The organism is Burkholderia sp. THE68 (assembly GCF_009938265.1).
GTDB lineage: Bacteria > Pseudomonadota > Gammaproteobacteria > Burkholderiales > Burkholderiaceae > Caballeronia.
The window spans coordinates 1,276,663-1,293,428 of the sequence record NZ_AP022319.1 but is presented as its reverse complement, the minus strand read 5'-3'; the positions used below and the strand labels follow the sequence as shown (position 1 = coordinate 1,293,428).

Genomic DNA, 16,766 nt, shown 5'->3' with positions numbered 1-16,766 from the left:
GCGCTACACTGCGAGTCAACGCCGCTTCCGACACAGACACGACATGCTGCATGTCTTTTCCTTCCGCCCATGACGAGGCATCGGATGAAGCGCCCGCATCTGCCTCGCGATCATGCGAAAGGCGTCCTGCACGACATCACGTGGACGGCCGGTCCTGTCGTGCTGGTCATTGCGATCATCGTCGCACTCGTCTACTGGCTCGTCGATCCCGCGCCGCCCAAGACCATCACGATGAGCACGGGTCAGCCCGACAGCTCGTTCTACGTCATCTCGCAGGAATACGCGAAGATCCTCGCGCGCAATGGCATCACGCTGAAGGTGCTGCCGTCGGACGGCTCCGTGCAGAATCTCGAACGTCTGCTCGATCCGAAACAGCATGTCGATCTCGCGCTCGTGCAGGGCGGCATCGCGACGCGCGATGAGGCCTCGAAGCTGATGTCGCTCGGCAGCGTGTCGTATGTGCCGCTCGTCGTGTTCTATCGCGGCAAGGGGCTCACGTTGCTGTCGCAACTCGAAGGCAAGCGCATTGCCATAGGGCGCGAAGGCAGCGGCACGCGCATGCTGTCGCTCAAGCTGCTGGACGCGAACGGCATCCATGCGGGCGGGGACACGCAGCTTCTGCCGACCGATGGCTTGCAAGCCGCCACCCAACTTGTCAGCAACGAAGCCGATGCGGTGTTCCTCTCCGGCGATTCCGCCACGCGCGGCCTGATGTTGCGGCTTTTGCGCGTGCCCGGCATCTCGGTGATGGATTTCAAGGAAGCGCGCGCCTATACGCGTCTTTTCCCCTATCTCGACGAGATCGAACTTCCGCCCGGCGTGCTCGATCTGGGCCGGCGCATTCCGCCGGAGACCGTGCATCTGATCAGCCCGACCGTGGAACTGGTCGCGCGGCAGAGTCTGCATCCGGCGCTATCCGATCTGCTGATCGAGGCCGCGCAGGAAGTGCACGGCACGGCCGGCTTGCTGCAGCGCGCGGGGCAATTCCCGAGCGCCGCCGCGCATGAATTTCCGATCAGCGAGGACGCGAGCCGCTATTACCGTTCGGGCAAGAGCTTCCTGTATCGCGCGCTGCCGTTCTGGGTCGCGAATATCGCGGATCGCGCGCTGGTGCTGTTGCTGCCCATCGCGGTGCTGATCTTTCCGGCGCTGCGGCTCGTGCCCGCACTCTATCGATGGCGCGTGCGCTCGCGCATCTATCGCTATTACGGCGCGCTGATCGCGGTGGAGCGCAGCGCGATGCGCGTCAACACCGACGACGAGCGGCGCGCGTTATTGGTCGAACTCGATTACATCGAGGAATCGCTCGACACGCTCAGACTGCCGCTTGCCCATGCCGATGCGCTGTACGTGTTGCGCGAGCATGTCAGCTTCGTGCGGGCGCGTCTGAGCGAAGGGTCGCGGCGCGAAAAGAGCATGATCTAGCCGGGGATATTCCATGAAATTCCGTACATGGTTCGCCGTTGCGCTGACGCTGATGATGACGGCGTGCGCCAGCCTTCCACCGCAAACCGGACGCATGGAAACTCACGCCCTGACCGATACGGCGAACACGCGCCTCGGCACTGCGTTCGTCGCAAGCGAAGCCGCGCATCCCGGCGACAACGCGTTTCACCTGCTGTCCAACGGCATGGACGCGCTCATCGCCCGGGTGATACTCAGTGAAAACGCGCAGCGCACGCTCGATCTCCAGTACTACATCTGGCACGACGATCTGACGGGTCGCGAAATGGCCGCATCGGTCATGCGCGCCGCCGATCGCGGCGTGCGCGTGCGTCTTCTGCTCGACGATCTCGGCACCAATGCCGATGACCAGTTCCTGCTCGCGCTCGCATCGCATCCGAACGTGCAGGTGCGGCTGTTCAATCCCGTGGCGAACCGCACGTTCAAGAAGCTCGGTTCCGCGGCCGAATTCTTTCGCGTGAATCGGCGCATGCACAACAAGGCGCTCATCGCGGACAATCAGGCCGCGATTCTCGGCGGGCGCAATATCGGCGATGAGTACTTCGGCGCGTCGAGCACGGTTGCCTTCGGCGATCTCGATGTGCTCGTGCATGGCCCTGTCGTGCGAGAAGTATCGAGTGCGTTCGATATGTACTGGAACTCGGACGCGGCCTATCCGATTGAGAACCTGATGCGGCGTCAGGCCGATCCCGGCTCGCTCGCGGGTTATCGCGAGAAGCTCGATGCGTATTTATTGTCGGAGCAGCATTCGCCTTATGTCGCGCAAGTGCGCGAACGTCTCGCCAATGTGATCCAGCAGCACGACACCGAATTCTCGTGGGGCAAGGCGATCCTGCTTTACGACGATCCCGCGAAGATCACGCGCGCGCCGGATGACACGGAAGGCCATCTGATGTCGCAGATCAAGGCGTTGGATCTCGATCCCGACAAGGAGATGCTGATCGTGTCGCCCTACTTCGTGCCACGCAAGGAAGGCGTGCAATGGCTGCGCTCGATGACATCGCGCGGCGTGCGCGTGACCGTGCTGACGAATTCGCTCGCGGCTACCGATGTCGCCGCCGTGCATGCGGGTTATCAGCGTTATCGCAAGGACATGCTCGAAGCGGGTGTGCGGCTGTATGAACTGAAGCCGGTCGCATCGGCCAATGACGACAAGAGCACGAAGAAGTCGACGTTCGGATCATCGAAGGCGTCGCTGCATGCGAAGACTTATGTGTTCGACCGCAAGCGCATCTTCATCGGCTCGATGAATCTGGACCCGCGCTCCGTGCAGTTGAATACGGAGATCGGCGTGTATTGCGAGAGTGCGGCTGCGGCTGTGGAAGTGGCGGATGGTATCGGCGCGAATATCGATCGCATCGCGTGGCGTGTCGAGCTACGTGAGGACGCCAGCGGTGGCACGCGCATGGTGTGGGTCGATACCGATGCCAACGGCAACACGACCGAGCTGGATAGTGAGCCGGGTGTGTCCGCGTGGAAGCGCGCGGGAATCTGGATGCTTGGGATTCTGCCGATCGAATCGCAATTGTGATCCGCGCGCTTTCGCCTGCTCCTCGCGCTCAATACTGCTTCATTTGAAGCCGGCGACCGCATGCGGCACATACGGCGCTTCGAGCTGCGCAACCTCTTGCGCCGTGAGATTCAACGACAACGCCGCAACCGCATCGCTCAGATGATTCGGCTTCGATGCGCCGATGATCGGTGCGGTCACAGGCGCCTTCTGCGCGACCCATGCCAGCGCCACCTGCGCACGCGGCACGCCGCGCGCGTTCGCCACCGCCGCCACGGCTTCGACGACTGCACGATCCGCATCGTCGGTGCGATATAACGTGCTGCCGAACTTATCCGACTCCTGCCGCGCGCTCGTCGCTTCCCAGTCACGCGTGAGACGTCCGCGCGCAAGCGGACTCCACGGCAGCATACCGACGCCCTGGTCCTTGCAAAGCGGCATCATCTCCCGTTCTTCCTCGCGATACAGCAGATTCAAATGATTCTGCATCGTCCTGAATTCGGTCCATCCATGCGCGCGCGATGTATAGAGCGCCTTGCTGAACTGCCACGCATACATCGACGACGCGCCGATATACCGCGCCTTGCCCGCCTTCACGACATCGTGAAGCGCTTCGAGCGTTTCCTCGATCGGTGTCTCGTAGTCCCAGCGGTGAATCTGATACAGATCGACGTAATCGGTGCCCAGACGCTTCAGGCTGTTATCGATCTCGTTGAAGATCGCCTTGCGCGAAAGCCCCGCGCCATTCGGACCGGGACGCATGCGATTGAAGACTTTCGTCGCAATCACGATATCGTCCCGCTTCGTGAAGTCGCGCAACGCGCGTCCGACGATTTCCTCCGATGTGCCGTCGGAATAGGTATTGGCCGTATCGAAGAAATTGATTCCGGCTTCGAGCGCCTGCTTGATGAGCGGGCGGCTCTTTTCTTCATCGAGCGTCCACGGATGCGTGCCGCGATCGGGCACGCCGAAGGTCATGCAGCCAAGACAGAGGCGCGACACGTCGAGGCCGGTCGAGCCCAGTTTCACGTAATCCATCGTGTGAGTCTCCTTGCAAAACGAAAGGACATGCGCGAGCGCATGAACGGCGAAAGCTGAGACATTAACTCAGCATCGCGCTGCGCGCTTTTTCGAATGCTGTCTTTCGCCTCGCAAGCGGGGCATTCAAAGCGCCAGCACATTCACCGCGACATCCACATGATGCGCCCCGCCGCCGAGAATCATCCCGCGCAACAGCGAAACATCGCTGTAATCGCGCCCCGTCGCGAGCGTGACATGATCCAGATCCGCAAGCACATCATTGGTCGGATCGAGATCGATCCATCCGCTCTGCGGACAATGCACCGATACCCACGCATGCGACGCATCCGCCCCGATGAGCCGCGCATGTCCCGGCGGCGGATCGTTGCGCAGATAGCCGCTCACATAGCGCGCCGGCAGACCCAGCGCCCGCAGGCAACCGATCATCACCTGCGAGAAGTCCTGACACACGCCATGACGCAATTCGAACGCGCGGGATGCGGGCGTATCGACCGTAGTGGCCGACGGCCGATACTCGAAGTCCTCGTGAATGCGGTGCATCAGATCGATCGCGCCCGCAACGAGCGGCGTGTCCGCGCCGAAGCTCATCCGCGCGTACTCGCGCAGTTCATGATCGACCGAAATATTGGGCGACGCATAACAAAACTCGCTCTCCGGATAGAACGGGCCACCCGCGCGATAGCGCAGCCGTTGCGCGACTTCCTCCCACGGCGGCGTGGTGTCCGCGTCGAGCGCGCTCCAGCGCGGCGTCAGGCGCACGGTGGTTTCGCTCGTCATCGAGAGGCGCTCGTGCGGCGCATCGAGCGAGAAGTACAGCACGTCATTACCGAATGCATCGACCCGGCTATGCACATACGACGGCACCGGCTCGATACGCTCCGTATGCGAGATGACCTGCTGCCACGGACAATGCAGCGGACGAATCGTAGCGAGATGCTGCGCGATCTCGACCGGCGTGGAATAGCGATATGTCGTGCGATGCGTGACCGCGAGCACCGTATCGTTCAGACCGAGACTCATGACGACACCTGCGCGGCGGGCGTGTTCGCGTGGCTGAAATAGCGCGCGCTCACTTCGTTCGACGCCGCGCCCACCGATGCGATGAGCCGGTCGCAGAGCACGATCAGCGCATCATGACGGCCATCCTCGCGTGTGTCGCACAGGGCGGTCAGGTCCGGCAACGCATCGGCGTGAACCAGCAGATCCGAGAAACGCATCGCCTGCGCGCGACGCGTGCCGCCCGCTGCCGCGGCGATCTCGTCGAGCTTCGTGCGCAGGCGCGCGTACACGCCATAGAGCCCGCGTGGATTGGTTTGATCCACGACGATCAGATCGATCAGCGCCGGCACTTCCAGCCTGCCCGGATAAAGCGATCGATACGTGAGCGTGCTGTCGAAAAGCTGCAGAAGCAGATCGAAGCCCGCGGGCGATGCGAGCGTGCCGCGCTCGGCGACCACGCGCAGAAACGCGGCCATCGTCGCGACGCGTTCGATGTGCCGCCCGATGAACAGAAGCCGCCACGCTTCGTCGCGCGTCATGCGGTCGCCCTGCGCGCCGCTGATCGCGCAAAGCTGCGTCGCGAGATGTTCGAGCGCGCTCGTGAGCATCAGTCGATCGTAATCGCGGCCGATGCCCGTCCCGACTTCGACGCCGGTAGCGGCGAGCGCGTCGCGAAAGTCGTTGCGCGACGCGAGAATCGTGCGCCAGTGATCCGTCGAAAGCCGGTCGCGTATTTCACCGCACGCGCGCACCTGATCCGCGAGATTGCCGCCGATGCTCGTCGCCCTGCTCGATTCCGGCAGTCCCGCGACGAGCGCGCGCTCGAACGCCTGCGGCGTGCTGCGTGCGAGCGTATCGACCGATGGAATCAGTTCGCATTGCGAGGCAAGTTCGACCAATGTCGGGAAGAGTTCTTCGGCGTCGCTGCCGTCGAGCATCCCGAGCAGGAGCCGGCACAGCCGCACGTTGTTTTCCGCGCGCTCGCCGTATCGCCCTGCCCAGAAGAGGTTTTCCGCCGCACGGCTCGACACGGTGCGATGCTTGCGCAGGTCGCCCGGTTTGATCGGCGTGGGACGCAGCGAGACCGCGCCGCCGGGCTGGCTCGACATCACCCAGGTATCGACGCTACTGCCGCCGAACTGCATCGACACGGTCGCGCGCTTGTCGGCCGCGAGCCGCGTGAAACCGCCGGGCATCACGCTCCAGCTTCCGTCGATGTTGGCGATGGCGTAGGCGCGCAGCACGCACGGACGCGAGCCGAGCGCGCCGTCATGAAAACGCGGCGCCGTGGCAAACGGCAGATTCTCCTGCACCGTGAAGACATCCGGCGCGCGCTCGATGCGCTCGCGCCACGCTGCGATCTGCTGCACGCCCGCGTCGATGCCCGGCGCCTGATCGGCCTGCGCGCCGGGCCACGTCGGTGCAATCAGCGCGCTGTCGACATTGTCGAAAAGCTCGCGCCGCGCCGCTTCCTCGCCGCACCACCATGTCGGCACGGTCGGCAATTCGAGGGGTTCATCGAGCAGCGCTTGCGCGATACCCGGCAGGAACGCATTGAGCGCGGGCGTTTCGGTGAAGCCCGCGCCCGGCACGTTGGAGACCATCACGTTGCCCGCGCGCATCACCTGCAATAAGCCCGGCACGCCGATGGTCGAATCCGCGCGCAACTCGACGGGATCGCAGAACGCATCGTCGAGACGCCGCAATACCGCATGCACGCGCGACAAGCCGGCCAGCGTCTTGAGATAGAGCTTGTCGTGGCGCACCGTGAGATCCTTGCCTTCGACGAGCGTGACGCCGAGATAGCGCGCGAGAAACACATGCTCGAACCAGGTCTCGCTGAATGGACCGGGACTCAGCAACGCGATATGCGGCGCATCGTTCGATGCATCGCCGCGGCCGCCCTCGTCATCGCGCATCGTCGCTCGCGCCGCTTGCGCAATGGTCGCGATGAGTTGCGAATAGGTCGCGGCGAGCCGGCTCACACGCATCGCGCGGAATGGATCGGCGAACAGGCTCGCGACGATCAGGCGGTTTTCCAGCGCATAGCCCAGCCCCGAAGGCACCTCGGTGCGATGCGCAATGACCGTCCACGCGCCCGACGGCGCGCGCGCGAGATCCACCGCGACGATCTGCAGAAAGCGGCCGAAAGGCGGCATGAAACCCTTCACCGCGCGCAGGTAGCCCGGATGGCCGAACACGAGCGCGCCCGGCAAGAGCCCGCGATGCAGCAAGGTCTGCGGGCCATAGACATCGGCGACGATCGCTTCCATCAGGCGCGCGCGCTGCGCGACGCCGCGTTCGATCACCGCCCACTCTTGCTCGTCGATGATGAGCGGCAAGAGATCGAGCGACCATGCGCGCGGCTTGCCGTTATCGGCGTACACGTTGTAGGTGATGTCGTTGTCGCGCACCTGCTGCGCGACGGCGGCGACACCATCATCGAGCCGCGCGATGCCTTGCTCGCCGAGCAATTCGAAGAACTGGCGCCACGGCTCGCGCAACTGGCCGGACGCATCGCGCAGTTCGTCCCAATGCCCTTCGCGCGCCGGCAGCGTGCGCAGCAGCGCAAGTGCATCGACGCGTGCGGCGGTGATATCGAAGGGCAAGCTCGATTGATAAGCCAATGTCGTCTCTGCTCTTTATTCGAATGATGATTGTCTTCAACGATAGCGCAGGTCGAGCGTGAACGGAAATTCGATGCTGCGTTCGCGGCCTTCGACCTCCATCGCGCCGGGTGTGTGACCCGTCGCGAAGAAGCGCGAGCGTCGACGGCTTTCCGCTTCATAGGCGTTGACCGGGAAGGTCTGATAGTTGCGCCCGCCCGGATGCGCGACGTGATACTGGCATCCGCCGATCGCACGCCCCGTCCATGTATCGACGATATCGAACGTGAGCGGCGCATGAGCGTCGATGGTCGGATGCAGCGACGCCGCCTGCGACCACGCGCGAAAGCGCACGCCCGCGACGTATTCGCTCACGCGCCCGGTCGGCTGCAACGGCAAGGCCCGGCCGTTCACCGTCACCACATGACGATTGCCGTTCAGTCCGAGCGCGCGCACTTCGAGCCGTTCGACGGACGAATCGACGAAACGCACCGTGCCGCCGATCGCGCCCTCTTCGCCCATCACATGCCACGGCTCCAGCGCGTGGCGCACGGTGAGCGCGATGCCGTTCGTATCGTAAGCGCCGACGAGCGGAAAGCGGAATTCGAAGTGCGGTGCGAACCAGCTTCGTTCGAACGCGAAGCCTGCCTCGCGCAACTCGGCGAGCACGTCGTCGAAATCCATCTGCACGAAGGTGCCTAGCATGAAGCGGTCATGCAGTTCCGTGCCCCAGCGCGTGAGGCGCGCGGTATAGGGCGTCTCCCAGAATCGCGCGACGAGCGCGCGCAGCAGCAACTGTTGCACGAGACTCATGCGCGCATGCGGCGGCATTTCGAAGCCGCGCAGTTCGAGCAGACCCAGGCGGCCTGTGGGGCCATCGGGCGAGTACAGCTTGTCGATACAGAATTCCGCGCGATGCGTGTTGCCGGTCACATCGATCAGGATGTTGCGCAGAATGCGGTCGATGAGCCACGGCGGCACGGTCGCATTGCCGCGCCCGCCCAGCAGATCGAGTTGACGCTGCAATTCGCCAAACGCGATCTCCAGCTCGTAGATCTGATCATTGCGCGCCTCGTCGACACGCGGGGCCTGGCTCGTCGGACCGATGAAGAGTCCCGAGAACAGCATCGACAACGACGGATGGTTATGCCAGTAAGCGATCAGGCTCGCGAGCAGATCGGGCCGTCGCAGGAACGGGCTGTCCGCGGGCGTCGCGCCGCCGAGCACGAAATGATTGCCGCCGCCCGTGCCGGTGTGACGGCCATCGAGCATGAACTTCTCCGGGCTCAGATAGGACTCGTGGGCCGCGCCATAGAGAAACTCCGTGTGCTCGACGAGATCGTTCCAGTTCGCCGCCGGATGAATGTTCACTTCGATCACGCCGGGGTCGGGCGTGACTTGCAGCACCTTGAGACGCGGGTCGCGCGGCGGCGGATAGCCTTCGACGATCACCGGAATCTGCAGATCCGCGGCGGTCGCTTCGACGGCGCTCAGCAGATCGAGATAGTCATCGAGTTCGGTGAGCGGCGGCATGAACACGTGGATGAGCTTGTTGCCGGTGCCGTGTTTCTCGCGGGCGTCGGCTTCCGCTTCGGGACCGGCTGCGCGCGCGGGGTCGCGCGCTTCCACGCATAGCGCGATACGCGCGATCCAGCCGGCCGACTCGCCACGCTCGGGTCTGCGCTCCCGCGCTGCCGCCGTTCCCGTGGCGCCGCGCTGCGTTCCGCCCGTATCGGCATTTTGCATGCGTGATTCAACATCCAGATCCGCGTATTGCATGCGTAATTCAGTCGCGGTGCGCAACGGCGTGGACGGCGCGAACGGATCGTGCGCGTGCTGCCAGGGGTAATCGCCCTCCGACACCCACGGCAGCGAATCGAGCGGCACCCGGTAGCCCATCGGCGAATCGCCCGGAACCAGGTACATGCGCTCGTCGCGGAAGAACCACGGCCCGCTCACCCAGCGGCCGGAGTCCGGGCCGTGGCCTTCTTCGCGCGCGATCGGCAGCGCGTAGCCGGTCACGGACGACAGGCCCGCATCGAACACGCGGCGCAGACGGGCGCGTTCCAGTTCGTCACTGAGACGCGAATCGAACGGATCGACGTTTACCGGCAAGCGGCGCTCGCGCCACAGGTAGTACCAGGTGTCCTCGTATCCCGGTTGAATGTATTTTGAATCCAGAGACAGCTTGCCCGCGAGATGGCTGATGAAGCGCGCGGCGTCATCGGCGGTATACGACGCGGGCTGGCGCTCGTCCGCGAAAAGCGCCGGATCGTGCCAGCACGGCTCGCCGTCCGCGCGCCACAAAAGCGACAGCGCCCAGCGCGGCAACTGCTCGCCCGGATACCACTTGCCCTGCCCGATATGCAGAAAGCCGCCCGTGCCGTATTGCGCGCGCAGCTTGTCCATCAGCGATACGGCGTATGCGCGCTTGGTCGGCCCGAGGGCGTCGGTGTTCCATTCGGGCGCGTCGCGATCGCGCACCGCCACATAGGTCGGCTCGCCGCCCATCGTGAGGCGCACGTCCGCTGCGACCAGTTGCGCATCCACCTGCTCGCCCATGCGCAGCACCGCGCTCCAGTCTTCCTCGCTGTAGGGCTTCGTGACGCGCGGTGTTTCGAGCACGCGCTGGATCGACATCGTGTGCTCGAATTCGACTTCGCACTTGTCGACCGCGCCGGAGACCGGCGCCGCGCTGTCCGGCTCAGGCGTGCATGCGACGGGAATGTGTCCCTCGCCAGCGAGCAGGCCCGACGTCGGATCGAAGCCGATCCAGCCCGCGCCCGGCAGAAACACCTCGCACCATGCGTGCAGATCGGTAAAGTCCACCTCGGTGCCGCTCGGACCATCGAGCGATTTGGTATCCGGCGCGAGTTGCAGCAGATAGCCGGACACGAAGCGCGCGGCGAGACCGAGATGGCGCAACGTTTCGACGAGCAGCCAGCCCGAGTCGCGGCACGATCCCGCCGCGCTTTCGAGCGTCTCTTCCGGCGTTTGCACGCCCGGCTCCATGCGAATCAGATAGCGGATCTCTTGCGCCAGCCGCTGATTGAGTCCGACGAGGAAATCCATCGTGGCAAGCGGCGTCCTGTCGATACTTTCGACGAATGCAGCAAAACGCGGTGTCGGTTCGCGCTTGACCATGTATGGCGCGAGGTCGTGCAGCAACTCGGGCGCATACGCAAATGGAAATTTCTCGGCGGAAGGTTCGAGAAAAAAATCGAACGGGTTATACACGGCCATCTCGGCGACGAGATCGATCGTCACCTTGAGTTCGCGCGTTTTCTCGGGAAACACGAGGCGCGCCTGATAGTTCGCGAACGCGTCCTGCTGCCAGTTGATGAAGTGATCCTCGGGTTCGACGCGCATCGAATACGACACGATCGGCGTGCGGCAATGCGGCGCGGGCCGCAAGCGTACGACTTGCGGCGAAAGACCGACGAGCCGGTCATAGCGATAATGCGTGACATGGTTCAACGCGACACGAATGGACACACCAGACTCCTTTGTTCAAATGACGCCGTGCGCGCGACACGCGCTGCAACGCGCTGCTACGTAATTCACGCCTGCCATGAAAATACCGTCAGTTCACGGCACGATGTTTGCGACTGCACCCCCAACCGCGCGTGCATGACCGTCGCGCCATATCCCTTCTGCCGGCCACACGATGAAGACCTTTCACTGCAACCGTTGCAACCAGCTGGTGTTCTTCGAAAACACGCATTGCGAGAACTGCGGCGCACGCCTCGGCTACGTGCCCGAGATCAATCAGATCAGCGCGTTCGAAGAGACCGATGACGGCCGCTGGCGCAGCCTTCATCCGCTCGCGGAGAATCTGGTCTATCGGCCGTGCCACAACTACGCCGTCGAAAACGTCTGCAACTGGGTCGTTCCCGCGCCCGAACCGGATACGCCCGAGACGCTCTGTTGCTCGTGCGAACTGACGAGCACCATTCCCAACCTCTCGAATCCGGAGAACCGCCTCTACTGGTATCGCATCGAAGCCGCCAAGCGGCGCCTCCTCTATACGTTCGCGGAACTGGGCCTGCCGATACAGTCGCGTCAGGACGACCCCGAACGCGGCCTCGAATTTCAGTTTCTCGAAGGCGATGCGCAGGGCCACGGTGTGATGACGGGTCATAACAACGGCATCATCACGCTCAACATTGCCGAAGCCGACGACGCGCATCGCGAGAAGACACGTTCCGCGCTGCACGAGCCGTATCGCACGCTGCTCGGCCATTTCCGCCATGAATCCGGGCACTACTTCTTCGACCGCCTGATCGCCGATACGGCACGCATCGCCCCGTTTCGCACCGCATTCGGCGACGAACAGGCCGACTACGCCGCCGCGCTCGATCGTCACTACCAGGAAGGTCCGCCCGCGCAGTGGGAGAACAACTTCATCAGCAGCTATGCCACGATGCATCCTTGGGAAGACTGGGCGGAAACCTGGGCGCATTACCTGCATATCGTCGATACGCTCGATACCGCCGTATCGTGCGGCCTCGTGCTCGTGCCCGACAGCCCGCACGAACCCACGCTCACCGACCAGACTCCGGTCGAGGAAACCACTTTCGATAACCTGATGAAACGCTGGTTTCCGCTCACCTATGTGTTGAACAGCTTGAATCGCAGCCTCGGCATGCCGGACGGTTATCCCTTCACGCTCGCGCCGGCGGTCATCGACAAGCTTCGCTTCGTGCATCGCGTCGTCGCGGCAGCGGCCAAGCGTTAACGGCACGCTTTCAGTCCTTGCCTTGCGTTTGAGTTTGAGTTTGAGTTTGAGTCTGCGTCTGCGTCTGCGATTGAGTCGGCGGCTGCTCCGGCGCCGCCGGTTCTTCCGGCTCGATCGGCAGCAGAAACTCGCGGCTCACGCTACTCGCCAGGTCGTTCACGCGCGCGAGGAAATTCACGAGATAGGCGTGCAATCCGCCGCGCAGGATTTCCCCGATACGTCCGTTCTGCAATTCCGAACTCATTTGCGCCGCAAGTTTCGCCGCTTCGGTGTCGCGCCCTTTCTTGACTTGTCCGATCAGTTGCTCCACTTCGGCGATGCTCGCCGCAAGCGAACGCGGCCATTCGCCGTACAGGATCAGCAGGCCCGCGACACGTTCGGGCGTAATCACATCCCGATATACGCGGCGATACACTTCGAGACCCGATACCGAGCCCAGCACCGCAACCCAATGGTGATAATCGAACGGTTGTGCGGAGGTATCGGCGCGCTGCTCCATCATTTCGAACTTCACATCAAGAATGCGCGCCGTATTGTCCGCGCGTTCGATGAAAGTCCCGAGACGCATGAAGTAGAACGCGTCATCCTTGACGAGCGTGCCGAGCTGAACGCCGCGCGACAGATGCGAGCGGAACTTCACCCATTCGAAGAACGTATAGGGCTCGCGTTCGAGTATGCCGTCGGCCAGCATGCGCTGACAGTCGAGCCAGGTCGTATTGAGCGATTCCCATAGCTCGCTGTTGGTCGAGCTTCGCACGGCCCGCGCATTTTCGCGCGCGGCGCGCAGACAACTGGCGATCGACGACGGATTGGTCATATCGCGCGCCATGAAGTCGATCACCTCACGGCTTTTCATACCGTGATGCGCGGCGGAATAGATGCCGCTCAATTCCGATATCGACAGCATCGCGCGCCAGCCGAGTTCCGCGTATTCATCGGATTGCGGCAGCAGCGAAAGCTGATAGTTCGCATCGAGCATCCGGGCGGTGTTTTCGGCGCGCTCGGTATAGCGCGCCATCCAGAAGAGATGATCCGCGGTACGGCTCAGCATGGTGTTCCCGTTTGTTTATCGTTGTCTTCGGTGGCTCGGCGCTTTCTTCAGGAATGTTCCTCAGCGTTCCAACACCCACGTATCTTTCGTGCCGCCGCCTTGCGACGAATTCACGACGAGCGAACCCTCCCGCAACGCGACGCGCGTCAGACCGCCCGGCACCATGCGTACTTCGGTGCCGGACAGCACGAACGGGCGCAGATCGATATGACGCGGCGCTATGCCCGCTTCCACATAGGTCGGACACGTGGACAGCGCAAGCGTTGGTTGCGCGATGTATTTCTCCGGATGCGCTTCGAGCACGGCGCGAAACTCAGCGATCTGCGCGGCGGTCGACGCCGGACCGACCAGCATGCCGTAACCGCCCGCGCCATGCGTTTCCTTCACGACGAGTTCGGGCAGATGATCGAGCACATAGGCGAGATCGTCGGGCTTGCGGCACATCCACGTCGGCACGTTGTTGAGAATCGGCTCTTCGCCGAGATAGAAACGCACCATGTCCGGCACGTAGGGATAGATCGATTTATCGTCGGCGATGCCCGTGCCCACTGCATTGCACAGCGAGACATTGCCCGCGCGATACGCGCCGATCAAACCGGGCACGCCGAGCGCCGAGTCCGCGCGGAACACGTCCGGATCGAGAAAATCGTCGTCGATGCGGCGATAGATCACATCGACACGCTGCGGCCCCTGCGTCGTACGCATATATAGATAATCGTTCTCGACGAAGCAGTCCTGTCCTTCGACGAGCTCGACGCCCATCTGCTGCGCGAGAAACGCGTGCTCGAAATAGGCCGAGTTATACATGCCCGGCGTCATGACGACGATGGTGGGGTTTTCCACCGAAGCAGGCGCGGCCGCGCGCAAGGTGTCGAGGAGCAAGTCAGGATAATGCGCGACCGGCGCGACGCGATTGCGCGCGAACAGGTCGGGAAAGAGGCGCATCATCATCTTGCGGTTTTCGAGCATGTACGAAACGCCCGATGGCACGCGCAAGTTATCCTCCAGCACATAGAACTCGCCCTGTCCGGCGCGCACGATATCGATGCCCGCGATATGCGCGTAGATATCGCGCGCGACGCTCACGCCGCGCATTTGCGGACGATATTGCGCGTTGCCGAGAATCTGCGCCTCGGGAATGATGCCCGCGCGAATGATGTCCTGCTCGTGATAGATATCGTGGATGAAGCGATTGAGCGCGTTCACGCGTTGCCGCAGACCGCGTTCCAATGCGCGCCATTCGTCGGCCGGAAAGATGCGTGGAATGACGTCGAAGGGAATCGTGCGCTCCGGGATGATGCCCGGGAGATCGCTGGTACCGTACACCGCGAATGTTATGCCGACGCGTCTGAAGTTGAGGTCCGCCTGCGCACGCTTGATGTCGATCTGCTGCTCGCTTTGCGCGGCGAGCCAGACCATGAAATCGCGGTAATGCGTGCGCGGATCGCCGACGCCGCGAAATGCCGCCGCCGGCACGCCGTGCGCCTCAAGATCACTGCGCTCGAACATCTCGTTGAAGAATGCTTGCGTCATAGCCGGTCTTCCAATATGAAGTGCATAGGGTGGCGATTCCCCTTCGCTCTGTTTCTGGTTGCACTCGCAAGACGCTTGAATAGCCCGAAAGACGCGACGTATCCGATCATTCCGAAACGTCGTTAGGCAACCTCGAAGCGCGATGCTCTTCCACCATTTCGAGTGGAGCATCGATTGCGCGGGCAGCCCAGTGCCAAACGACCAAAAGCAACTTCAATGCCAATGTTCTAAACGGTTCGCCTCCTTGATGACCCTGTGTCCTGACCGCGCATTGTCATACCGATGCACCAAAACAGCGCGCGCTTTTCTCCGGCAGATGCTGCATGACGGTGCGCGAAATACCGGCAACCCTCGCGCCGCCGGTATGATAGACGCCTTACAGCACGTTTCTTACGCCTATGAACACGCCGTCCGCAACCTCGCCTCGTCCCCCGCTACGCGAACTCACACCGCTGGAAGCCCGCGTGCTCGGCGTCCTCGTCGAGAAACAGCATACCGTGCCGGACACGTATCCTCTTTCGCTGAATTCCCTTACTTCCGGCTGCAATCAGAAGACGGCGCGCTCGCCCGTGATGAGCGTCAGCGAGGACGAAGTGCTGACAACGATCGATGGCCTGAAGCGCCTGAGCCTGATCATCGAAGGAAGCAGCAGCCGCGTGCCGCGCTTCGAGCATAACGTGAATCGCGTGCTCGGCGTGCCGAGCCAGTCGGTTGCATTGCTCGCGACGCTGTTTCTGCGCGGTCCGCAGACGGCGGCGGAATTGCGCGCGAACAGCGCGAGGCTGCATTCGTTCGCGGACATATCGTCGGTCGAAAGCTTTCTCGACGAACTCGCCGACAACGATCCGCCGCGCGTCGTGAAACTGTCGCGCACACCCGGCGAGCGTGAAAGCCGCTGGGCCCATCTGCTTTGCGGAGAAGTGAGCGTAAGCGATCTCCCGCTTCGCGAGACACAAGGCGGCGAATCCTTTTCGCTTTCCGAATTCGAAGCATTGAAATCCGAGCAGAAGCGTCTCGCCCACGAAGTCACGCAATTGCGCGCGATGGTTCGGCGCATGGCGAGCGAACTGGGCATGACGCTCGATGAATCGTCGTCCGATGCCTGAATCATGGATGAGCCGCTCATCTCGGCACCGCTCGTGTTTCGCGATGATGGAACGCCGTACTCGCCGCGACACGACGATATCTATCACAGCACGGCGGGCGCGCTGGCGCAGGCGCGCCACGTCTTTCTGAACGGCAACGGCCTGCCCGAGCGCTGGCGTTCACGCCCGCGCTTCACCGTGCTCGAAACCGGCTTCGGCATGGGCGTCAATTTCCTTGCGACATGGGCGGCGTGGCGAGACGACGCGCATCGCGCGCAGACACTCGAATTCGTGTCGATAGAAAAACATCCGTTCAGCGCGCACGATTTACGCGCAGCGCATGCAGCGATTCTCGACGACGACGCTATCGCACCGCTCGCCGATGCGCTCGCGTCAGCATGGCCACCGCTCGAGCCGGGCTCGCACAGGCTCGCATTCGATGCCGGCGCGCTCACACTGACGCTCGTTCTCGGTGATGCGACAGACCGCCTGTCTCACCTCGCCGAAGAAGGCATCGCAGCGGACGCGATCTATCTCGATGGCTTCGCGCCAGCCCGGAACCCGGACATGTGGACGCCGGGCATCTTCGCGTCGCTCGCACGCATCGCCAGAGACGATGCGACGTTCGCCACTTATACCAGCGCGGGCAATGTCAAACGCGCGCTCAGGGAAAGCGGATTCGAATACCGCAAGGTCCGGGGATTCGGCGGCAAACGCGCCATGCTCATCGGCAAACGTC

General features: G+C 62.9%; 10 protein-coding genes and 1 pseudogene. 5 read left to right on the top strand and 6 right to left on the bottom strand.

Translation table 11 applies throughout. The features are described from left to right. The first annotated feature begins 84 nt into the window (after positions 1-84). Both BTHE68_RS34335 and BTHE68_RS34330 read left to right on the top strand, forming a co-directional pair. Entirely contained in the window at positions 85-1,425 is a 1,341-nt protein-coding gene (locus BTHE68_RS34335) for a TAXI family TRAP transporter solute-binding subunit (RefSeq protein ID WP_502710617.1), read from the top strand. A 13-nt stretch (positions 1,426-1,438) separates the two neighbouring features. Continuing rightward, a complete protein-coding gene (locus BTHE68_RS34330; RefSeq protein WP_162070699.1) occupies positions 1,439-2,995 on the top strand; it encodes a phospholipase D family protein in 1,557 nt (518 codons plus the stop codon). Positions 2,996-3,034: 39 nt separating this feature from the next. Here BTHE68_RS34330 and BTHE68_RS34325 read toward each other — a convergent pair whose 3' ends face one another. From BTHE68_RS34325 to BTHE68_RS34310, 4 genes are all read right to left on the bottom strand, one after another. Then, positions 3,035-4,012, bottom strand: a complete 978-nt coding sequence (locus BTHE68_RS34325) for an aldo/keto reductase (protein ID WP_162070698.1) — start codon at positions 4,010-4,012, stop codon at positions 3,035-3,037. Positions 4,013-4,138: 126 nt separating this feature from the next. Beyond that, on the bottom strand, positions 4,139-5,035 hold the full coding sequence (locus tag BTHE68_RS34320; RefSeq protein ID WP_162070697.1) for a transglutaminase family protein: 897 nt from the start codon (positions 5,033-5,035) through the stop codon (positions 4,139-4,141). Next, a complete protein-coding gene (locus BTHE68_RS34315; RefSeq protein WP_162070696.1) occupies positions 5,032-7,641 on the bottom strand; it encodes a circularly permuted type 2 ATP-grasp protein in 2,610 nt (869 codons plus the stop codon). Before BTHE68_RS34315 ends, BTHE68_RS34320 begins: the two co-directional genes overlap by 4 nt. Before the next feature lie 36 nt (positions 7,642-7,677). Continuing rightward, positions 7,678-11,115 (bottom strand): transglutaminase family protein, encoded by a 3,438-nt coding sequence (locus BTHE68_RS34310; protein WP_162070695.1) that lies wholly within the window; start codon positions 11,113-11,115, stop codon positions 7,678-7,680. 172 nt (positions 11,116-11,287) lie between these two features. Between BTHE68_RS34310 and BTHE68_RS34305 the strand changes: the two genes are divergently transcribed. Continuing rightward, positions 11,288-12,358 carry a zinc-binding metallopeptidase family protein gene (locus BTHE68_RS34305; RefSeq protein ID WP_162070694.1) on the top strand — a complete coding sequence of 357 codons (1,071 nt, stop codon included), beginning with the start codon at positions 11,288-11,290 and terminating at the stop codon, positions 12,356-12,358. A 10-nt stretch (positions 12,359-12,368) separates the two neighbouring features. Here the strand turns inward: BTHE68_RS34305 and BTHE68_RS34300 are convergent, their stop codons facing one another. Then, complete coding sequence (locus tag BTHE68_RS34300) at positions 12,369-13,409, bottom strand: alpha-E domain-containing protein (protein ID WP_162070693.1); 1,041 nt, start codon at positions 13,407-13,409, stop codon at positions 12,369-12,371. Positions 13,410-13,469: 60 nt separating this feature from the next. Next, entirely contained in the window at positions 13,470-14,942 is a 1,473-nt protein-coding gene (locus tag BTHE68_RS34295; RefSeq protein WP_061173388.1) for a circularly permuted type 2 ATP-grasp protein, read from the bottom strand. A 398-nt stretch (positions 14,943-15,340) separates the two neighbouring features. On the opposite strand from BTHE68_RS34295, the gene BTHE68_RS34290 reads away from it, so the two are divergent. Together BTHE68_RS34290 and mnmC2 are read left to right on the top strand one after the other, a co-directional pair. Continuing rightward, positions 15,341-16,048, top strand: coding sequence for a YceH family protein (locus BTHE68_RS34290; RefSeq protein ID WP_162070692.1), 708 nt, complete (start codon positions 15,341-15,343; stop codon positions 16,046-16,048). A 3-nt stretch (positions 16,049-16,051) separates the two neighbouring features. Beyond that, positions 16,052-16,762 (top strand): annotated as a pseudogene (mnmC2, locus tag BTHE68_RS34285) (tRNA (5-methylaminomethyl-2-thiouridine)(34)-methyltransferase MnmC2); the annotation flags it as partial. Positions 16,763-16,766 lie beyond the last annotated feature (4 nt).